General features: G+C 67.8%; 20 protein-coding genes. 9 read left to right on the forward strand and 11 right to left on the reverse strand.

The window, feature by feature from the left end; translation table 11 throughout:
* Positions 1 to 5: 5 nt before the first annotated feature.
* From OG579_RS14775 to OG579_RS14785, 3 genes are all read right to left on the reverse strand, one after another.
* The gene (locus OG579_RS14775; RefSeq protein ID WP_328856552.1) at positions 6 to 1,079 is read right to left on the reverse strand and encodes a ferredoxin--NADP reductase; all 1,074 of its coding nucleotides are present in this window, start codon (positions 1,077 to 1,079) and stop codon (positions 6 to 8) included.
* A 2-nt stretch (positions 1,080 to 1,081) separates the two neighbouring features.
* On the reverse strand, positions 1,082 to 2,017 hold the full coding sequence (locus OG579_RS14780; protein ID WP_045824625.1) for a hypothetical protein: 936 nt from the start codon (positions 2,015 to 2,017) through the stop codon (positions 1,082 to 1,084).
* Positions 2,018 to 2,127: 110 nt separating this feature from the next.
* Positions 2,128 to 2,562, reverse strand: a complete 435-nt coding sequence (locus OG579_RS14785) for a hypothetical protein (RefSeq protein WP_328856553.1) — start codon at positions 2,560 to 2,562, stop codon at positions 2,128 to 2,130.
* A gap of 102 nt (positions 2,563 to 2,664) precedes the next feature.
* On the opposite strand from OG579_RS14785, the gene OG579_RS14790 reads away from it, so the two are divergent.
* The 3 genes from OG579_RS14790 to OG579_RS14800 all read left to right on the forward strand — a co-directional run bounded on the left by OG579_RS14790 (position 2,665) and on the right by OG579_RS14800 (position 4,682).
* Entirely contained in the window at positions 2,665 to 3,093 is a 429-nt protein-coding gene (locus OG579_RS14790) for a winged helix-turn-helix transcriptional regulator (protein WP_328856554.1), read from the forward strand.
* A 246-nt stretch (positions 3,094 to 3,339) separates the two neighbouring features.
* Positions 3,340 to 4,071, forward strand: a complete 732-nt coding sequence (locus tag OG579_RS14795; RefSeq protein ID WP_328856555.1) for a hypothetical protein — start codon at positions 3,340 to 3,342, stop codon at positions 4,069 to 4,071.
* 197 nt (positions 4,072 to 4,268) lie between these two features.
* Positions 4,269 to 4,682 (forward strand): hypothetical protein, encoded by a 414-nt coding sequence (locus OG579_RS14800; protein ID WP_328856556.1) that lies wholly within the window; start codon positions 4,269 to 4,271, stop codon positions 4,680 to 4,682.
* Positions 4,683 to 4,710: 28 nt separating this feature from the next.
* Here OG579_RS14800 and OG579_RS14805 read toward each other — a convergent pair whose 3' ends face one another.
* A complete protein-coding gene (locus tag OG579_RS14805; RefSeq protein WP_328856557.1) occupies positions 4,711 to 5,973 on the reverse strand; it encodes an EAL domain-containing protein in 1,263 nt (420 codons plus the stop codon).
* 125 nt (positions 5,974 to 6,098) lie between these two features.
* On the opposite strand from OG579_RS14805, the gene OG579_RS14810 reads away from it, so the two are divergent.
* The 3 genes from OG579_RS14810 (at position 6,099) to OG579_RS14820 (ending at position 9,058) form a co-directional block, all read left to right on the forward strand.
* Complete coding sequence (locus OG579_RS14810) at positions 6,099 to 7,403, forward strand: serine/threonine-protein kinase (protein ID WP_328856558.1); 1,305 nt, start codon at positions 6,099 to 6,101, stop codon at positions 7,401 to 7,403.
* A 97-nt stretch (positions 7,404 to 7,500) separates the two neighbouring features.
* Positions 7,501 to 8,337: an undecaprenyl-diphosphate phosphatase gene (locus tag OG579_RS14815; RefSeq protein WP_328856559.1), complete on the forward strand. Its 837-nt coding sequence runs from the start codon at positions 7,501 to 7,503 to the stop codon at positions 8,335 to 8,337.
* A 52-nt stretch (positions 8,338 to 8,389) separates the two neighbouring features.
* Positions 8,390 to 9,058, forward strand: a complete 669-nt coding sequence (locus OG579_RS14820; protein ID WP_328859251.1) for a response regulator transcription factor — start codon at positions 8,390 to 8,392, stop codon at positions 9,056 to 9,058.
* 21 nt (positions 9,059 to 9,079) lie between these two features.
* Here OG579_RS14820 and OG579_RS14825 read toward each other — a convergent pair whose 3' ends face one another.
* The 3 genes from OG579_RS14825 to OG579_RS14835 all read right to left on the reverse strand — a co-directional run bounded on the left by OG579_RS14825 (position 9,080) and on the right by OG579_RS14835 (position 12,461).
* The gene (locus tag OG579_RS14825; RefSeq protein WP_328856560.1) at positions 9,080 to 10,480 is read right to left on the reverse strand and encodes a sensor histidine kinase; all 1,401 of its coding nucleotides are present in this window, start codon (positions 10,478 to 10,480) and stop codon (positions 9,080 to 9,082) included.
* 55 nt (positions 10,481 to 10,535) lie between these two features.
* Positions 10,536 to 11,354, reverse strand: coding sequence for a COG4705 family protein (locus tag OG579_RS14830; RefSeq protein ID WP_328856561.1), 819 nt, complete (start codon positions 11,352 to 11,354; stop codon positions 10,536 to 10,538).
* Between the two features lie 276 nt (positions 11,355 to 11,630).
* Entirely contained in the window at positions 11,631 to 12,461 is an 831-nt protein-coding gene (locus OG579_RS14835; protein WP_328856562.1) for a COG4705 family protein, read from the reverse strand.
* A gap of 277 nt (positions 12,462 to 12,738) precedes the next feature.
* Here OG579_RS14835 and OG579_RS14840 point away from each other — a divergent pair, with 277 nt between their 5' ends.
* Both OG579_RS14840 and OG579_RS14845 read left to right on the forward strand, forming a co-directional pair.
* Positions 12,739 to 12,972: a hypothetical protein gene (locus OG579_RS14840; protein ID WP_328856563.1), complete on the forward strand. Its 234-nt coding sequence runs from the start codon at positions 12,739 to 12,741 to the stop codon at positions 12,970 to 12,972.
* Positions 12,973 to 12,975: 3 nt separating this feature from the next.
* Positions 12,976 to 13,752: an ABC transporter permease gene (locus OG579_RS14845; protein ID WP_328856564.1), complete on the forward strand. Its 777-nt coding sequence runs from the start codon at positions 12,976 to 12,978 to the stop codon at positions 13,750 to 13,752.
* On the opposite strand, the gene OG579_RS14850 is transcribed toward OG579_RS14845, so the two are convergent.
* The 4 genes from OG579_RS14850 to OG579_RS14865 all read right to left on the reverse strand — a co-directional run bounded on the left by OG579_RS14850 (position 13,652) and on the right by OG579_RS14865 (position 17,876).
* The gene (locus OG579_RS14850) at positions 13,652 to 15,502 is read right to left on the reverse strand and encodes an FAD-dependent oxidoreductase (protein ID WP_328856565.1); all 1,851 of its coding nucleotides are present in this window, start codon (positions 15,500 to 15,502) and stop codon (positions 13,652 to 13,654) included. The two genes, OG579_RS14845 and OG579_RS14850, sit on opposite strands and share 101 nt — an antisense overlap.
* A complete protein-coding gene (locus OG579_RS14855) occupies positions 15,499 to 16,137 on the reverse strand; it encodes a VOC family protein (RefSeq protein ID WP_328856566.1) in 639 nt (212 codons plus the stop codon). Before OG579_RS14855 ends, OG579_RS14850 begins: the two co-directional genes overlap by 4 nt.
* Before the next feature lie 17 nt (positions 16,138 to 16,154).
* On the reverse strand, positions 16,155 to 17,111 hold the full coding sequence (locus OG579_RS14860) for a fumarylacetoacetate hydrolase family protein (RefSeq protein WP_328856567.1): 957 nt from the start codon (positions 17,109 to 17,111) through the stop codon (positions 16,155 to 16,157).
* Positions 17,112 to 17,195: 84 nt separating this feature from the next.
* Positions 17,196 to 17,876, reverse strand: a complete 681-nt coding sequence (locus OG579_RS14865) for a TetR/AcrR family transcriptional regulator (protein WP_328856568.1) — start codon at positions 17,874 to 17,876, stop codon at positions 17,196 to 17,198.
* A 61-nt stretch (positions 17,877 to 17,937) separates the two neighbouring features.
* On the opposite strand from OG579_RS14865, the gene OG579_RS14870 reads away from it, so the two are divergent.
* Positions 17,938 to 18,945: an amidohydrolase family protein gene (locus OG579_RS14870; RefSeq protein ID WP_328856569.1), complete on the forward strand. Its 1,008-nt coding sequence runs from the start codon at positions 17,938 to 17,940 to the stop codon at positions 18,943 to 18,945.
* Positions 18,946 to 19,011: the final 66 nt, after the last annotated feature.

Consider the following 19,011-nt stretch of genomic DNA (forward strand, 5'->3'; position numbering starts at 1 on the left):
CCGCGCTAGCTGTCGTAGGAGATGCCGACGATGTCGGTGACCGGTGTCGACTGGCACGCCAGACGGGCACCACGGCGTAGGTCGAAGTCGTCGAGGGTGTCGTTGACCCTCATCTCCACTTCACCCTCGGTGAGGATGAACTCGCACCCACCGCAGTTCCCCTCGCGGCACACGTACGGCGCCTCGATCCCGTTGTCCAGCAGGACGTCGAGAAGGATCGCGTCGCGCGGCCACGCCACCTCGTGGGTCTCGCCCTCGATCTCGACGGTGACCCGCGTTCCGGTCTCCGCGGGCTGTCCCGGCGACACCGGCGCCGCGGGCGTGGTCGTCGCAGCGGCCGAGAACGGGTTCGTGGTCAACGAATAGAACAGTTCGCGATGGATGCGTGCCACGGGCAGGCCGGCGGCCTCGAGCGCCTCGTGCGCGACGTCCATGAACGGCGTCGGGCCGCACAGGTACGCCGCCGCTCCGTCGTCGATCCCGGCGATCAACGATCCGATCCCCACTGCGGTCGGCAGCCCGCGTTCGGACTCCAGCCAGTGCTGCACCACGAGTCTGTCGGGGTAGGTCTCCTGCAGGGCCGCGATGGTGTCGGCGAAGATCACCGACTCCTGATCGCGGTTGGCGTAGATCAACGTGACGGCGTTGTGGTGTGTCATCAACGCGGTCTTGATGATCGACATCGCCGGCGTGATGCCACTGCCCGCGGCGACGACCACGAAGTCGTGGGTCCACTCGCGCGGGGTGAATCCTCCGGTCGGAGAGATGATGTCGACACTCATGCCCGGGGCGACGTTGTCGATCAACCAGTTCGACACCTGCCCGCCGACGACCCGCTTCACGGTGATGGCCGGGTGGGGATCATGATCGGGTGCGGTCGACAGGGAGTAGCACCGCGGTGCCAGACCCTCCGGGAGTTGCGCACCGACGGTGATGAACTGACCTGGGCGGTAGGTGAATCCGTCGTGTGGCGACTCGAACACCACCGACGCGGCATCGGCGGTCTCACGGATCACCTCTCGGACCCGGAGCTGCAGCCGCCCGGACGTGTACGAGGGCGCGTCGTCGGGAGAACCCACCGTCAGGCGGTCGGCTCGTAGGTGAGTTCCTTCGACCAGGTGGGGCTCGAGTTGAGCGTGCGCGTCGGATAGTGCTTGGTGATCTTCACCAGGCGGTCGGCGAGAAGATGGTAGGGGTGGCTGCGGTCGATCACCATGTCGCCGTGCCACTGGATGAAGCGGTACATGGGAACCCGCAGTGCCGCGGGATTACGCTGCCCGACCTTCTTGAAACGCTTCATCGCGCTGTAGAGCCGTTCCTCGTCGACACCCATGGTGACGATGTTGTCGCGCATCTTGTTCAGCAGCGGGATGTAACGCAGGGTCCCGATGATGAGTGACGGGTTCATCCACGCGCCCACGGTGTCGACGAGCAGTTTGCGCATGGTCGAGTTGCCGAGCAGTTCGATGACCGCGAAATCGACGGCGAGATGGCGCGATTCGTCGGCGTTGATGTGCTTGAACGCCTCCTGGCAGATGGGGTCATGGATTTCGTCCATGATGAATTTGACCAGCGCGCCGTCGAGGGCGACCTCGAGCATCGGTATGACGGTGCCCAACACGCTCAGGCTCAGTCCGTCGGCATGCTTGTCGAGCCAGTCGATGATCAGCTTGACGTTGACGTTGGGCTCCGGCATCTCGTCACCGTCGAGCATCCCCCACCGACGCATGAGCGCGAGTTCGGCGTTGGCGTGCTTCTGTTCCTCGGCGTGGAAGTACGTGTAGATCTCGCGCAGCGTGTCGGTCGGGGCCTTCTTCGCCATCGCGGCGAACCCGCGAGCACCGACGTTCTCGATCCACATGAGGTCCGACATGAACGGCTTGAGCCGTGCGTGCAGTTCGGGGTCGATCAACTCGGCGCCGGGCGCTTCCCAGTCGATGTCGGCCAGCGACCACTGCTTGTCCTTGATCTTGGCCAGCATCGCGTCGAAGTCGAACGTGGTCGTCGGTGCAGTCATCTGAGGTCTCCTGTTCGAAACGCGCGGAGCGCGAAGCAGTGCGGCCGTCGAACGTGGGGTGGCCGCGAGCGAGTGTTCCTCGATAGTGTCACCAGAGATTGTCACAGTTGTCAATGGCGCACCTGGCGATCGGACGGGGCGAGGCACCGCCTGTGCAGGACCGCGCACCCGGCGGTGACGACCAGAGCCTCGAACCCGCCCGAGGTCCCGGTGGCCAGGAGGTAGAGGGCCACGAGTGATGTGGTGACGACGCACGCAACCACAACTCCGACGGCCACGGATCCGTCGCGGAGGACCGCGACCGCGGCCTGGAACTGCAGGCCGAGGTGCGCGATCGTGAGTATCCCTGCCGAGCAGATGAGAGCCACCATCGCGCCCGGGCCGGCCCCGTGGGCACTGACCGCGGTGAGGATGGTCGCCACCACCGTGGCACTGCCCAGCGCTGCGCCGCAGAGGCGTGACGTGATGCGTCCGAAGTCGTCAAGGGGTTCATCGCCGCGTCGAGCGCACTGCTCGACGAGGTCGTGTCTGTTCGTTGCGGTCATGGGTTCTGTCTAGAGCAGTACCGCTCTGACGCGGTAGTACGCACAATTTCGTCCATATGGACGGCATTGTCCCCGTGAGGGCAATGCCTCGGGAGCCGCGACATGACAGACCAGAACCATCCGACGCTGCGTGAGACGGTGCGGCGCGCGTACGAGGTGTGCCCGGTGGAGGTCAGCGTGGCGGTGCTCGGCGGGGCCTGGAAGATGACCATCGTCAAGCACCTGCTCGACGCCCCGATGCGATACGGGGCGCTCGGGCGTGCGGTGGGTCCCGTGACCCCGAGGGTCCTCACCCGGCAGCTGCGGGAACTGGAATCCGACGGGATCGTCGAACGCGCCGTGTTCCCCGAGGTGCCACCGAAGGTGGTCTATTCGCTCACCGAGCAGGGAAAAGCGCTGGTGCCCTTCGTCGAAGCTCTCAACGACTGGGGTAAGAACTATGCCGAACAGATGATCGTGCCGCGGTTGCCGCGCAGTGCCGGCGACTCCGAACCGGTGGACGAGCCCGCCGATGCCGGGTCGCGCCGATGACGTCGTCGCCGTGCTGACGGTTCGCGCGGTGGTGATGACGGTGGCGACGGCCGCGGTGGTGACATCCGTTGCCGGATGCGAACTGTTCTCGGACGGGACCGAGTCGTATCGGCCTCCCGCTGCACCGATCTTGTCCGAGGCGTCCTGCACTGCACCCGACATCGTCGGGGGGTTCGGCGTGGAGGGCGGCGCGACCGGTGAGAACGTGGGTGAGGGGTCGGTGCCCGACGTTTCCGGGCGAGGACGGTGGTCAGCTGCCGGACCTCGGATGGTCCCGGCGGCACCACGGTGATCGATGCGGTGGAACTCGGCGGCGACGTCGATGCGTTCGTGCGTGCCATCGACCGCCCGTCGGAACGCACCGATCGCAACACGTCGGTGAGCTGTGCCGTCAACGTCGTGGCGCCCGTCGCCACCTGGCTGGTGTCGGAAGCCGGTGCGATCCGGGTGGCGTGGCCCCGCGTCGTATGTGGCTACCGGGACGAGCCACTCGCCGCACTGCAAACGATGAGGGAGATCGGACGTACCCCGGTCCGCGATCTCGGAGTTCTCCCCGCGGCGATCTGCCGCGGCGGCTCGGCGGGGTTCGCGCGGACGAACGGTGACCGCGACTCGGACACGGTTCCCGAAGGCGCGCTGCGGTTCCCGACGCGGGCGGTCGCGGGGGCGACGGTCTGTGCCTACCGGACGTCGCGGTCGTCGACGGGCGATCTGCAGATGTCCGGGGCGGTGGCGCGACGCCTGACGGCGGCCGCCGCAAGTCGTATCGTGCACGAGTCCATCTCGGCCCCGAGTGCACCCGCGTGCGACACCGACGCCACCGAGGTCGCCGTGATGTCCCTATATCGGCCGGACGGATCCGGCGGCGCGACGCTGTCGGTCGAGACCGACGGTTGCCGTCGCGTGGCGGTGGACCACGGCCTCGGCTATCGCACGGCGTCGGGGGATGTCACCGCCCTGCTGCGTGGCGACCGATGACAGACCGCACAGTGACAACGGGGTGCAGAGGGGGTTCCGGCGGTACGCGTGTGCAATCGGGCCAGGGTTCATCGCCCCGACCCGTTCGCTCAGAGAATGCGTTCAGATTCTCAGGTTCTGAACAGGTAGTTCAGGAGCGGGCGGCGGTATTCTGACGTGACGATGTGGCCCAGATCACACCGTAGGAGGTTAGCGCCATGGCCGTCACCATGAGTTTCTCGTCGCCCCACCTGCGTCACGCGCCGCCGATGAGCGCGGCACGGCAACGCCGGGCACGCCTACGACGCGCAGCGGTCTGGGGCCAGGTCGGATGGGCGGCGTTCATGTTCGGATCCGCAGCGTTCGCACTGGGTCTGGCGGGTGTCGCCACAGGCCTCACCGTCGCCGGCATCGCCGCACTCATCGTCTGGGTCGTCCTTTACGGTCTGACGATCTATTCCATCCGCTCCCGCGCCATGGCACGTGGTGATCGCACCCTGCAGGAGCACATCGCACGCGTGAAGCGTTCGCGGTACCGCCGCGCCTACCCCGGCACGGGAGGGTCACCGGCGACGAACTACGTCGAGCCGTACCGTCCGCCTGCGGCGTTTCTCGCGCCCGGGGCCGACTGAGCCCGACACGTTCGACGACGAACGACGCTCATCCGACGGGATCGTGCGCGGGGATCCGACGAGCCAACAACGTCGCCGCGCCGAGTGCGATCTCGCGATCCTCGGTGAGCACTCGTTCGTACCGTGGTGAGCCATCGGCCGCCTGACCGGCCTCGAGCGCGACCGACGACGCGGTGAACGTGGGCGACACCACGATGACGGATCGCTCACGCGCCAGCGGCTCCTCGGTGCCGATGACCACGGCGCGGAAGCCGGTGTCGTCGTCGACTCGTGTGGTGTGAAAGACGGCCGTCAACGCCGTGCGCGATGCGACATCGCGCAGCAGGGCGTGGCGATCAGGCGAGACATCGCTCGACGCCGGGATCGTGACGAAGACCATCGCGGACGGACCGAGCTGCGCCGCACGCGCGAGCAGCCGCTCCTCCGACGCGGCGAGGTCGTTCCCGTCGATGCCGTGGCGCCCCGCGACGGATCGGCACACACCCCAGGGCGTGACCGCGGCCGGGTCGCGGACGGTCACCGCGGGCAGCGGCGCCCGATCGATCCCCTCTGCCAGATCGCCCGACGGACCGAAGGTCGGAAGCGGACCGGGGCGACCGTAGAAATAGCCCTGCCCGTGGTGGGCGCCGAGATCGATCGCGCGCTGCTCGTGGCGCTCGTTCTCGATCCCCTCGGCGACGATCACCGCCCCGGTCCGATCGGCCTCGGTCCGGACCGCGGTGACAATGGTGTCGGCAGAATCGGGCGCGAGACGCTCCTGGACCAGGCTCATGTCGAGCTTGATGACGTCGGGTCGCAGCAGCTCGAGCATCGCGAGGCTCGAGGAGTCCGCGCCCACGTCGTCGAGCGCGATCCGCCATCCCAGACGCCGCGCATGTTCGACGGCCCGCAGCAGTCCGGCCGGATCGCGCATGAGGTGTCGCTCGGTGATCTCCACCGTCACCGACAGCCCGCGCGCCGCCGCGAGCACCGGGTGGGCGTCCGCCGGAGGCGTGGCGTCGAGCGCCGCCGGTTCGGCGTTGAGGAACAGGGTCAAGCCGCTCGGGAAGCCGCCGGCGAGCGCACCGCGCAGCGAGGTGACACGACACCGCCAGTCGAACTCCACGGTCAGGTTCTGTCGTTCCGCGGCGTGGAACAGCGCACCCGCAGACGACCAGACGCCGGACGCCGCGCGGGTGAGGGCCTCGAATCCGACCACCGCACGGGTCTCGACCTCGACAACGGGCTGATAGACGGTCTCGATGTCGACCGTCATCGGTGACGGCTCGGCCGCATCGGTCGATGGGCGCACGCGTGGATCCTTCCTCGGTCCCCGGTCCTCCACCCCCAGAGCATTGTGCCAACACGCTCGGTCCGGGCCGCGAGTCGGCGGCGATAGGCTCCACCGACAGGCAGCGTCTCGCGGTAGGAGCATCGATGACGACAGTGGCGGGCGGTGTGCCGGCCGACGCGCGGGTGATCGCCGGACGCTACCGTCTCGGCCGCGCGCTCGGACGAGGCGCCATGGCCGACGTGTACGGAGCCACCGATGAGCTCCTCGGCCGTCCGGTCGCCGTCAAGCTCTTTCGCGTCCACCCCCGTTCGGTGGACGATCGACGCCGTGTCGAAGCCGAGATGCGCACGCTGGCGTCGCTGTCGCACCCGGGCCTGATCAGCCTCTTCGACGCGGGGACCACGCAGGACCTCGACGGCGTCGATGTCCCGTACCTGATCATGGAACTCGTCGACGGTCCGACGCTCGGTACCCATCGGGGGGATCGCGCGCTGCCGCCGGCGGCCGTCGCGCAGATCGGTCGGGAGCTGGCCGAAGCCCTCGCCTACATCCACGCTGCGGGGGTGGTGCACCGGGACATCAAGCCCGCCAACATCCTGATGCCGAGCCCGCCCGTCGGCGGCCGCGAGCAGTCGTCGAAACTCGCCGATTTCGGTATCTCTCGCGTGATCGACGCCGAGCACCTCACCGAGCACGGGACCACGGTCGGGACCGTGCACTACATGAGTCCCGAGCAGGCGACCGGGAGCAGCGCGACGGGACCACCCGGCGATGTCTACGCACTCGGCCTACTGCTCATCGAATGTCTCACCGGGCGAATGGTGTTCGAGGGGACCGCGGTCGCGTCGGCGATGGCACGGTTACATCGCGATCCCGCCGTACCGAGCGAGTTCGGGTCGGCCTGGGCGTCGCTCCTGACCGACATGACCGCGCGTGCACCTGCCGATCGACCCACCGCGGTGTCGGTGGCCGCACGCCTGCGCGACATCGAGCATGGGGCGCCCGTCGCACCCACGGCGGTGCTCACGGCCGCGCAGCCCGAGCCGGTGTTCGCCGGGGCGCAGGTGTCGGCCCGCACGGCCGCTCGACTCCCGTGGTGGTCGTGGGTCATGGGACTCGTGGTGGTAACCGTGGGGATCGGTGCAGTCCTGTGGATCGCGTCAGGCCCGGATTCTGCGCCGGCCGGCGTGCAACCCTCACCGGCACTCTCCTCCGCCGCGCCGGTGTCGCGGGGGGCCGCGCCGTCATCGACCGCGGTCGCGACGTCCGCGGTCGCCACGCCGCCGACCGCAGGCGCTCCGCCGACCGCAGCCGCTCCGACGCCCCCTTACACCGCGGTCGTGCCCGCGGCGCCGCCCGGTGGGCGAGGAAGCGGCAACGGCAACAGCAATGGGAACGGCAACGAAAACGGGAACGGGAACGGGAAAGACAAGGGCGACAAGAAGTAGTCGCTTCGTCTCTCAGCGATTCTTCAGCGGCGCTGTGGTCTCCTACTGACGCGTGGGCAGGTCCGTCCTTCGCGGTCGAGTCGGAGGAGACGTCGGAGTGAACATCATCCAGGCCATCGTGCTCGGGATCGTGGAGGGACTGACGGAGTTCCTGCCGGTCTCGTCGACAGGTCACCTGACCATCGCCGAGAAGCTGATGGGGTTGCGGATCGACGACGCGTCGGTGACGGCGTTCACCGCGATCATCCAGGTCGGGGCGATCGCGGCGGTGATCATCTACTTCTTCTCCGACATCGTCGGCTTGATCGTCGCCTGGGTACGGGGTCTGCGGTCGGCATCCGACCGTGACAACCCCGATTACCGGATGGCGTGGACGGTGATCATCGGATCGATCCCGATCGGGATCGTGGGGTTCCTCGCCAAAGACGTCGTCTCGGGACCGCTGCGCAGTCTGTGGGTGGTCGCCGCGGCGCTGATCGTCTGGAGCGTCGTGATGTATCTGGCCGAGCGTGTCGCGACGCAGCGACGGACGGGTCGCGATGTGACGGTCATCGACGGTGTGGTCGTCGGAGTGCTGCAGTGCGTGGCACTCATCCCGGGTGTGTCGCGATCGGGCGCCACGATCTCGGCGGGACTTTTCCGGGGGCTCGACCGCGTGGCCGCGACCCGCCTGTCGTTCTATCTGTCCATTCCCGCGCTGCTGGCCGCGGGCGGCTACGAGGCCGCGACGTCGGCCAAGGACATCTCCCACGGGGTGGGCTGGGCGGCGACCGCGGTGGCCACGCTCGTCAGCCTCGTCGTCGCCTACGCCAGCATCGCCTGGCTCCTGCGGTTCGTGGGGCGACACCCGATCACCTATTTCGTCGGCTACCGCGTGGCGCTGGGCCTGGTCCTGATCGCACTTCTCGGGTCCGGGGTGTTGACTGCGACATGACGGGTGTCCGACGCCGGAGCACGGTTCAGGCCATCGCGAGCGGAGGTCGATGATGCGGGTCCTGGTGGTCGAGGACGATCGGAACGGCGCTGAGACGTTGCGGCGCACGCTGGTCGCCGAGGGCTGGGTCGTCGAGCTGGCGCACAACGGCGAAGACGGCCTCCACCTCGCCTCGACCACCACCTACGAGGTCATCGTTCTCGACATCATGATGCCGAGGCTCAACGGGTACGAGGTGGTCCGGACGTTGCGGCAACGCTCGGTCTGGACACCGGTGTTGATGTTGACCGCGAAAGACGGCGACCACGATCAGGTGGACGCCTTCGAGTTCGGGGCCGATGACTATCTGATCAAACCCTTCTCGGTCGCCGTCCTCATCGCACGAGTGCGCGCGCTCGTCCGCCGCGGCGCTCCCGAGCGTCCCGTCACGTTGACCGCGGGATCGCTGTCGCTGGACCCCTCCGCGCACCGCGTCCAGCGCGGGGATGTCGAGATCACCCTCACGCCACGCGAATTCGGTCTCCTCGAGTTCTTGATGCGACACAAGGGGCAGGTTCTGACCAAGAACGAGATCCTGCAGGGGGTGTGGGACGTGAACTACGAAGGCGACGAGAACATCGTCGAGGTCTACATCGGCTACCTGCGCCGACGTGTCGACCGACCGTTCGGTGTCACCAGCCTGCAGACGATCCGCGGCGTCGGGTACCGGCTCGACGAGTGAGTCGGGGATCGACGGCGACTCTCACTCCGCCGATGCGCTCGTCGGGACGCTGATGGTGATCGCGGCACCCCCGCCGGGCGCCTCGCCTGCGCGCACCGTCCCCGCATGCGCGCGCACGATCTCGCTCACGATGGCGAGGCCCAGGCCGGACCCTCCGGCGGAACGTTCCCGGTCTGCGTCGAGACGCACGAACCGGTCGAAGATCCGCTCTCGCTCTGCGGCCGGGATCCCGGGACCGTCGTCGCTCACGACGATCTGTCCCATGCCGTCCCCGGTCGTCGCCATGGTCATGGTCACCGCCGAATGCGCATGGCGCACAGCGTTGTCGACAACATTACGTACTGCACGCGAGAGCTTCTCGCGGTCACCGCTGACCCGGATCGGTGTCACCCGTGCACGGATGGTGATGGGGCTGAGGGTGTCGGTGCGATGTGCCGCCTCGGCCACGATGTCGTCGAGATCCACGTCTCCCATGACGAGGGGGATCCCGCGTTCGTCGGCCTTGGCGAGGAGCAACAGATCGTCGACCATCGCCTGCAGCCGAGACACCTCGGGCAGCATGATCGAGTCGATTGTCGCGAGATCGAGTGGTCGGCCGGTGGTGCGGGCGAGATCGAGCAGACCGTAGATGCTCATCAGCGGGCTGCGCAGCTCGTGGGACGCGTCGCCGACGAACCGCAGTTGCTGTTCGCGCGCGAGCTGGAGGCGGTCGAGCATCGCGTTCATGGTTCTCGCGAGCGTCGAGATCTCGTCGCCGGCCCCTGACTCGGGTACCCGGGCGCTCAGATCCTTGCTCGACATCTCCGCGACCTGGGCGCGGATGCCCTCGACGGGCCGGAGCACGCGGCCGACGAAAAGATATGAGGCGAAGGCCAACACCAACAGGATGATCGGGAACACCGCGCAGAACAGGATCGCGACGGTGATCACGACGTCGTTGATGGGTCCTTCGGCGGCACCGACGGCGATGGTCAATGGTCCCGCCGGCGAGTCGACCCCGACCACCGTGGTCCGGAATTCATCGCCCCGGCCTTCGATCTGAGCGCCGTCGATGGTCTCGTGCGCGCCGACCGCGACCGGATCGACCACCTGACCACCGCGGCCCGAGGGACTCGAGGCCCGCACGCGCCCGGCCGCATCGAGGACCTGGATGATGTCGAGATCCTTCGATGGCGCCACGGTCTCGGAGTCGATGCCCTGTAGCGATTCCGTGCGCACGGTCGCCGCGATCTGGGTGGCCCTCGCCGCCGCCGCCGCGTCGGCGGAGTTCAGCAGAGAATTGTGCAGTACCGACAGCATGATCGCGGCCGCGCAGGCGAGAGCGACCGCCAGGAGAACGGTCGCCACCACCGTCAGGCGGACACGCACCCCCGCCAGGTGATGGCCCACTGCGCGCACAGCGGACCGCATTCGCGAGCTCATCGCTGCAGAGTAGGCGGATCCTCGCGCATCACGGTGGTCCCCGGAACGAACGGGTTCACGACCGGTGCCCGGGCACCCTCGTCATCACATCGGGCTTCGTGGCCCGGTCGAGGTCCGCCGGCTCCCGTGCGCTCCCGGCCTCGGCGGGCTCGGTGTTCGTCGACCGCCGCTGTCCGACGGCCACGATCGCCACGAGAACGACGATCGCAGCGAGCCACGCCGACGTGACGGGTCCTGTGCCCCAACCCACACCGCTCTTCGACGTCGGATCGGCCATCCAGTCGGCCGCCGAAGCACCGAGCGGCCGCGTCACCACATACGCGGCCCAGAACGTCAGGACGGGGCTGGCACCGCGTCGCCAGGCGATCAGTGGGATCACGATGACCACCGCGAAGAGAATGGTGCTGGCGAGGTAGCCGAGATGGAGCGAACTGGCGGTGAGGTCACCGAGCGCGGTTCCGAGTGCGAAGGTGGCCATGACCGTTGCCCAGTAATACAACTCGGGAGCGCGTGCGGTGATGGTGTGCACGTCCAGCGAGCCGGTGTTGCGATGCCAGAGCGCCAGGATCACCGCGACGGCCACGGCGAAGAAGACGCTCGTGGCGATGTAGGGGATCCCGACGACGGCGTGAGCGACGTCGGCGACCACGGTGCCCAGGACGCTCACCATGGCGACGCAGGCCCAGTAGACGGCCGGGATGTAGCGACGGACGCGGAACTGGACCGCGAACACGGCGCCGAACACCAGGAGGATGGCGGCGGCGTTGAGGATGTCGCTGCCATGGGTCCCGAGGAAGTCCGACAGGGTCTCGCCCATGCCGGTCGTCAGGATCTTGATGGCCCAGAACAGCGCGGTGATCTCAGGGACTCGCAAACGGCCGGGATCCACGGCATGACCGGCGTTGTCGGGTGTCGATTTTCGCAAGGTGGGCACGAAGCACTCCAGGGTCGTCGGGAACGAGTCCTCAGTGTGGACAGCGTCCGCTGAGAGGGGCCTGTGGAACGGTAAAGGGAGCGTCAACACTGCGATGATGCGCCGGCTGGGTCCGCGGTCGCTGCTCGGCGAACCGGATCCATCACCATGACGGCGCCCGCTGCAACCGCGCTTGCGCAGAGCCGCACCCACAGTGCGATGACGTGACGCGGCGGGTCACGATGTGGCCGCCTCGCGGATCGTGCGCGTCGACGCATCACCCTGTTCGAGTCGGTCGACCTTCGTGGCGGTGAGATAGGCGACGAGAGCGATGATGACGACGAAGAAGGCGATGTTGACCCCCGTGGTGCCCAGTCCGAGGCCGCCGGCATCGGTGGGTTGGGTCAGGAGGTCGCCCAACGATGCCCCCAGAGGCCGGGTGATGATGTAGGCAGCCCAGAACGCGACGACGGCGTTGAGCCGTACGCCATAGTGGCTCAACGTGATCGCTCCGATCACCGCCGCGAACAACACGAGCGACCACGTGTAGCCGAGCGCGAACTTCTCTGCGATGAGGTCGCCGGCGGCGGTCCCCAGCGCGAAGGTGAACAGGATGGCGAGCCAGTAGAACGCTTCACGTCGTGGCGTCCGGATCGAGTGGATCGACAGCGTCCCCTCGACCACGTACCAGGCGGTGAAGACCGCGATGAGGACGGCGGCGAAGGCGATCGTGGTCGCGATCAACGGGACGCCGAGGTTGTCGGTCAGATTGTCGGTGATGAGCGTGCCGGTGACGCTGATGACGACGACGATCCACCAGTAGAGGACCGGGATGTAGCGGCGGACCGCGAATTGACCGGCGAGGCTGACGACGAGGATGGCGACGGTGACGATGGTGGTGTTCGTCAGTCCGAACCCCAACGTCATGTTGAGGTAGTCGGCGGCCGTCTCGCCGACCGTGGTCGCCAGGATCTTGATCACCCAGAAGAAGATCGTGACCTCGGGGACCTTGCTCAGCGCCAGTCCCGCGGTGCTGGGTGACGGTGAGTCGACCGGACTCTGGTGCATGGCTGAGGGCCTTTCGTATGGAGTGACGACATGACGTCGGGCGCAGCGCTTCTGCTGTGGCCTCACTGTGACAGTCCGATCCTGTGACGACGCTGTACGCACCTGAGAGCACGGTGAACCGTGCGAACGGCGTACCAAGGGATCGGCGGCACTGCACCTGGGTCAGCACGCGTCACCGACCCGTCGACACGGCGTCGACATGAGATCTCAGCGACCTCTCAGCCGCTCTCGTCCACAGTGGTGGTTTCGCGCACGAGTCGACGTTCGGGAGGTGGCGATGACGGAGACCACGAACCGCGATGCCCTCCAAGCGGCGTACTTCGTGCGGGAACTCGAGCTTGCCGCCGACACCCTCGTCGGCCAGATCGCGAAGCTGGATCTGTTGAAAGGTGCGCAGCGCGAGGCGCAGCGTCGTCGTCGAGAGCTCTACGACGTACGGCGACAGATCGAGGCCATTCGACGGCGCTTCCCGTCGCCATCGAGTCCCCGACCGTCCCACCGCCGGGGTTGATCGGTGGAGCACTGGTTTCGGTTGGCCGTCGGTGGGACCGTGCTCGTCGCCATCGCGGTGGCCGTCCTGGGCTGGTACGGGGTTCGCCAGCGGGGGCCGGCGGTCCGAGCCGCTCTGCGCGCGGTGCTGCAGCTCGCGGTGGTCGCTCTCGTCCTGCGCGGTGCGATCACCAACTGGAGCCTGGCCGCCGTGGTCGTCGCGATCATGTTCACCGTCGCTGTCGTCACCGCAGCTCGGAGGCTACGGACCTTCCGACATGCGGTGCCGGCAACGCTCGTGGCGTGCGGGTGCGGCGCGACGGTCGCCGTCGGAGTGATCGTCGGCGTCCCGATCCTCGACAGGGATCCGAAGGATCTGATCGCGGTGTCCGGCATCATCATCGGCGGATGCATGACCGCTGCCACCCTCACCGGCCGGAACCTGCTCACCGCGATCGCGGCCCGTGACAACGAGGTCGAGGCGTGGTTGTCGATCGGTGCCACCCGTCGGCAGGCCCTCATCGACCTGTGCCGAACCGCGGTGTTCGAGGCACTCGTTCCCGGGTTGGATCAGACCCGGACGGTCGGACTCGTCACCCTTCCTGGAGCATTCGTCGGGGCGATCCTGGCCGGAGCCGGTGCCGAACAGGCCGCCCGCTTCCAACTCGCCGTGCTCACCGGATTGATCTGCGCACAATCGATCACGGCCGTGACCCTGGCGTCCATCGTGGGCGGCAACCGCTCGAGTCTTCGTCCTGAGACGGGAAATACGCGTGCCACGTTCGGCGCACGGTCTCGGTGAGGAGCGGTCGTCCGACCTCGGCTTTGCCTGCGCCCCGCCAGACGATGTGACCGTCGGCCCTGACGACCACAGCGCCCGCGGTGCCCACCTCGAAGAGCTCGACCGCCGGTGACGGGGAGGCGGCCTCGGTCAGGTCGACGACACGGGTGGTCAAGGGCGCCAATGCCTCAGTGGCCGCGTCGAGGGCTCGGGACCATTCCACGGGTGCGAACGTGAACACGGTCAGACAGGTCGGCGTCGTGTCGACCATCTCCAACGTCGACCGCGGGCCGTCGGGGGTGGAGACGACGGCGTGCGGTAGCCGGCCACCGGGCGTGGTCGTCGGGACGTACTCGACGACGTCTCGGGGCGACGTGTCGCCGCCTGGACTCTCCGAGGCGATGAGTGGGCCGGTGTACCGGTACCCGTACTCCAGGCCGGTCGAGACGAAATGCGGGAGTTGGCCAGGGATGTTGCTCGCCGTGAGGTCGCGGGCGCGGCCGGCCCGCCACCCGGTGCCGTCGAGGATCGCGGTGCGTGCCAGTCCCGCGCGGGTGATCCCATCGGCCAGCGGCGCCGCGATACGGCCCGGCAGCAGGTTCAGTGGACGGCGGGACATCGCCGCGGTGGCCCGCGCCAGTGCACGGTTGGTGACCCCAAAGTGCCGTGTCGCGGTGTCGAGGTGGAAGTGGTTGGTGACGCTGTGGTGTGCGAACAAGTCGATGACAGGGCGGCGTTCCACCTCGTAGGTGTCCAGCAGGTCGTCGCCGGCCAGGCCGCGGAGGACGGCGTCGATCTTCCAGGCGATGTTATGGGCGTCCTGCACGCCACTGTTCAGGCCGTAGCCACCGGTGTGGGGGAAGCGGTGGGCGGCGTCACCGGCGAGGACGAGACGGCCACTCCGGAAGACGTCGGCGGTCTGCGAGGTCATCGTCCACGTCCCGGTGGAGACGATGTCGACATCGACGTCGGATCCGAGTACCTCGGGCAGCGTTGTCGCCCAATACGTCTGCTGATCCGACGACACCGCCTGGTCGGCGTGGAGGTAGGTGTTCATCAGGACGTAGTGGTCATCGGCGTGAGCGATCAACACTCCGGCGAACCGCGGCTGGTAGATCCAACTCAGCAGCGGTCGCGCCTCGGCGGGGTAGAGGTCAGGGGACCGGAAGAAGGCACTCCCCATCTTGGCCAACACTGGGCCCTGCATCTCGATCCCGGCGGACTCCCTGATCGCGCTGTTCGCGCCGTCGGCGCCGATCACGAATTCCGCGGTGATGCTCTCACCGCGACTCGTGACCACGGTCGTCGAACCGGCCTGGTGGCGAACCGATCCGACGCTCGTTCCCCTGCGGAAGTCGATCAGGGGTTCGCGGTCGAGCGCCGACCACAGGATCGGCATCAGCTGGTGTTGCCCGATGTGGGAGATGAGGAATTCGCTGTGTGATCGCACGCGCGCCAGCTGTTCCGGCCGGGACGCCAGATCGATCTCCCCGAGTGGCATCGCGTCGAGCCGAGAACACCAGCGGATGAGGTTCACGGATTCGATGGGCGGCGCCATGTCGGCGATCTGTTCGGCCAGAGCGGGGCTCGCCTCGCGCCAGATCTCCAGCGAGCGCCCGTGGATCACGTGTGCGGCCGGGTGGGTGAGCTCGGAACGGCGGCGGTCGAGGACGATCGACGGGATACCGCGGCGCGCGAGCAGAAGAGCCGCGGTCGCGCCGGTGGATCCGGCGCCGACGATCACCACGGGCACCGATTCGCCTGAGGTCACAGTGTTCGGAAGGTGATGGCGCGCCGGTTCACCCGTGGTGTGGTGCCGGGCCGTACCCCGGCGTCGCGTCGTAGCAACGAGGCGATCGGCGCCCCGTCGCGGAGTCGCTCGAGCAGATACGACGGGTCGATGGTGACGCCGATGGGATTGGCCTCGAACTCGGGGCTCGAGAAAAACGCCGCGGTCTCCTCCGGCGTCGCGAAGTTCTCGGTCTGGAACTCCAGCCGGATGCCGTCGGGGTCCTCGTAATACAGGGATGTGGTCGGCCCGTGATTGATCGACCACACCGGGAGGACGCCCTGCGCGGCGAGCCGCTCGTAGTTCAGCAGCAGTGGCTCGAGCGAGTGGTAGGTGAACGCCAGGTGGTCGACCCCGTAGACCTTGCGCTTGAGCTTGGCCAGCGGGAACAGATACCGCACCAGCGATGGGACCTTCACCAATGCCAGGCGGTGACTCTCGTCGTCCCAGGTGAGGAACGCGATCTGGCTGTCTTCATGGACGACGTGCGCGCCGAGCACGGTCGAGTACCACGCGATCATCTCCGTCGGCCGTGCTGTCTTGACGACGAAGTGCGCCAACAGATTCGGGGCGAGAGGTGTGTCCACCGGCGCAGGCGACGGATTCGACGTGGTCATGGTCGTGTCCCTTCTGGTCAGCGCGCGGCGACGATGGGTGTGCGCTGCTCTCCGAGATCGAGCAGGCCGTCGGAGGATCGGATCGTCGCCGTGACGGTGTCGCCCGGTCGCAGGAACGGGCCGTCGAGGTTGCGACGGATGAACAGCTTCCACAGGACGTGTTCGGGCAGCAGTGCGGTGGCCAGCCGTCGCACGATCGCCGGTGGGGACGCGGCTGCGGTCCCGTGCGGGGTGCCGGTCAACACCACGTCGCCGACGGACAGGTTCGCGAATTCGCTGAGCTCGGTCAGTGTCTCGGCGGGGCGGTAGACGAAATTGGCGGTGGTGTCGATCTGGCGCAGGTCCCCGTTGACGTACAGCTGCAACTCGAGATCGTCGAGGCGGGGGTAGTCGGAGTCGTCGAGGACGGCCAGCACCGGACCGAGCGGGCAGAAACCTCGATAGCTCTTGCCTTTCAGGTACTGACCCTGGGGGAGCTGGACGTCGCGCGCGGAGAGGTCGTCGGCGATGGTGACGGCGACGACGTAATCGCGCAACGTGTCGTCGGTGATGGTCACCGGCCCGTCGATCCGCCTGCCGATCACGAGAGCCAGTTCGATCTCGTGGTCGAGCAATCGCACATGGGCCGGGCGCACCACCGGCGAGTGCGGCCCGGTGACCGAGGCGTCGGTCTTGTCGAAGAAGAGGTTGAAGGCCCGATTGTCGGGGTCCATGCCCGAGTCGATGGCGTGCTGTCGGAAGTTCGCTCCCTGGCACAGCACGCGACACGGTGTCGTGATCGGCGACAACACATCCACCGCGTCGCGCTGGTGGGTGGGCGGCCGCCGGCTCGCCGCGATCCAGTCGTCGCGACCGTTCTGCAGCAGGTCCGCGGTGGTCGCGTACTGCCCGTCGAGTGCGGTGACGCCGTCGGGCGACACCACGCCCCACCGCACGTCGTCCGCCGTGGTGAAGCGGATCAGGGGGACCGCCATCGTGTGAGGCTCCGTTCCGTCGAGGTCGCGGAACCGAGGGTAACCCTTTGATTGAACGGCAGTCAACGAACGAGGATCAACCGCTCAGGTGTCAGGCCCCGACCCGAGAGCGGCGATGCGCAGTGTCGCGATGGCGGCATCGACGTCGGGACAGCCGTCGAGGGATCGGGCACCCTCCAGCGCACCGATCGCGAGCTCGAGCAGTGACGTGACGAGCGCGTCGACGGGGAAGGGGGCGGGATGGTGGAGCCACCAGTGTGTGGCCTCGTCGAACGCGGCGACGAGAGTGGCGCCGACGAACTGGATCACCGGGTTGTCCGTGTCGACATCCACGAGCGCGGCCAAGGCGGACAGGGCACGTCCACGACTGCGATCGGACACCTCCGCTGCCGTGGGATCGGCGTGACGACGCCCGACGATGAGCTTCAACGCGACGCCGCGATGTGTCGCCAGATAGCTCAGGTGGGTGGTGAGCGCAGCGCGGATGATGGACGGTGCGTCGCCGTCGGCCGGAGCGGTGAACGCCGAGTCCATTTCTGCGACAACTGCATCGAGGACCGCGCGGTACAGGCCCTCTTTGTTCGAGAAGTGGTGGAACAGCAATCCGTGGGCCACACCGGCGTGGGCGGCGAGATCGGCGATGGTGACGTCGCCGTAGTCGCGTTCGGCGAACAGTTCGCCGGCGGCCGTGACCAGACGGGCGCGCGTGGCCGCCTTCTGTTCGGCGCGCGACATCCCCGAGCGCCGCGTCGCGTCATCGGCCATCGCACGCACCTCCTCCGGTCACCCGGGGATCCTATGTCGGTCGCCGGTGTACAACGGCTTCATGGCAACCGATCGCGTGAGTGACTACCGGATCGTCGCGCTCGAGGAGCACCTCCTGACCGCCGAGATCGCGCAGGCCTGGGCAGCAGACGCCGGCCCGGACACCGCGCGCGGCATGGCGATCCCCGGGGCGCAACCGGAGAAGTTGTTCGACCTCGGCCGCGCACGGATCGCCGACATGGACGATCAGGGCGTCGACGTACAGGTCTTGTCGGTCACCACGCCCGGGGTGCAGAACCTCGACGCGGCCATGGCCGTGCCGCTGGCCGCAGCCGCCAACGACACCGTCGCCGAGGTGGTCGCCGAACACCCGGATCGATTCGACGGGTTGGCCACCCTGCCCACCCCGGACCCACGGGCGGCAGCCGACGAACTGCGCCGGGCGGTGTCGGAGAAGGGTCATCTCGGAGCGATGATCTATGGGCGGACCGGGGCGATGCACCTCGGCGACCCGGCGATGGAACCCATCTGGTCGGCCGCCGCGCAGCTACGCGCACCCGTGGTACTGCATCCGCAGACGCCGACCGCCGCTGTCCGCGACGCCTACTACAGCGGGATCGGACCGGACGTCGATCCACTGTTCTCCGGGCCGCTGATCGGGTGGCACTACGAGACCGGGATCGAACTGCTGCACATGATCTTCGGCGGCGTCTTCGACCGCCACCCGGAACTTCAGGTCGTCGTGGGTCACTGGGGCGAGGCGGTGCTGTTCTACGCCGACCGGATCGGGAGCGTGGGGGCGCTGACCGGGGCGACCCGGCATCCGTTCGAGCACTACCTCACGCACAACGTTCTCGTGATGGGATCGGGGATCTTCTCCCAGAGGGCGTTTCGGTGGACGCGCGAGGTCGTCGGGATCGACCGCATCGTCTACGCCACGGACTATCCCTACGTCGATGCATCCGCAGGCGCGGCCCGCCGATTCCTCGACGACGCCGACCTGACGCCCGACGAGCGCGTGCAGGTGGCCTCCGGCAACTGGGATCGCATCACGCGTCACCTGCGCTGATTCCCACGTCCCGCTCCGCATGTGTCCACGTGCACGTAAACTCTTGCGTCGGGGAGAGGGACGACC

This window comes from Williamsia herbipolensis (assembly GCF_036153515.1).
In the GTDB taxonomy this organism is placed as follows: Bacteria; Actinomycetota; Actinomycetes; order Mycobacteriales; family Mycobacteriaceae; genus Williamsia_A; species Williamsia_A herbipolensis.

Bases quoted from the DNA above. Each gene is read 5' to 3' on its own strand.
- OG579_RS14860 (WP_328856567.1), bottom strand. From the start codon at position 17,111: ATGGCGGTCCCCCTGATCCGCTTCACCACGGCGGACGACGTGCGGTGG.
- OG579_RS14855 (WP_328856566.1), bottom strand. From the start codon at position 16,137: ATGACCACGTCGAATCCGTCGCCTGCGCCGGTGGACACACCTCTCGCC.
- OG579_RS14790 (WP_328856554.1), top strand. From the start codon at position 2,665: ATGACAGACCAGAACCATCCGACGCTGCGTGAGACGGTGCGGCGCGCG.
- OG579_RS14870 (WP_328856569.1), top strand. From the start codon at position 17,938: ATGGCAACCGATCGCGTGAGTGACTACCGGATCGTCGCGCTCGAGGAG.
- OG579_RS14840 (WP_328856563.1), top strand. From the start codon at position 12,739: ATGACGGAGACCACGAACCGCGATGCCCTCCAAGCGGCGTACTTCGTG.
- OG579_RS14800 (WP_328856556.1), top strand. From the start codon at position 4,269: ATGGCCGTCACCATGAGTTTCTCGTCGCCCCACCTGCGTCACGCGCCG.
- OG579_RS14865 (WP_328856568.1), bottom strand. From the start codon at position 17,876: ATGGCCGATGACGCGACGCGGCGCTCGGGGATGTCGCGCGCCGAACAG.
- OG579_RS14785 (WP_328856553.1), bottom strand. From the start codon at position 2,562: ATGACCGCAACGAACAGACACGACCTCGTCGAGCAGTGCGCTCGACGC.
- OG579_RS14835 (WP_328856562.1), bottom strand. From the start codon at position 12,461: ATGCACCAGAGTCCGGTCGACTCACCGTCACCCAGCACCGCGGGACTG.
- OG579_RS14825 (WP_328856560.1), bottom strand. From the start codon at position 10,480: ATGAGCTCGCGAATGCGGTCCGCTGTGCGCGCAGTGGGCCATCACCTG.
- OG579_RS14780 (WP_045824625.1), bottom strand. From the start codon at position 2,017: ATGACTGCACCGACGACCACGTTCGACTTCGACGCGATGCTGGCCAAG.
- OG579_RS14810 (WP_328856558.1), top strand. From the start codon at position 6,099: ATGACGACAGTGGCGGGCGGTGTGCCGGCCGACGCGCGGGTGATCGCC.
- OG579_RS14820 (WP_328859251.1), top strand. From the start codon at position 8,390: ATGCGGGTCCTGGTGGTCGAGGACGATCGGAACGGCGCTGAGACGTTG.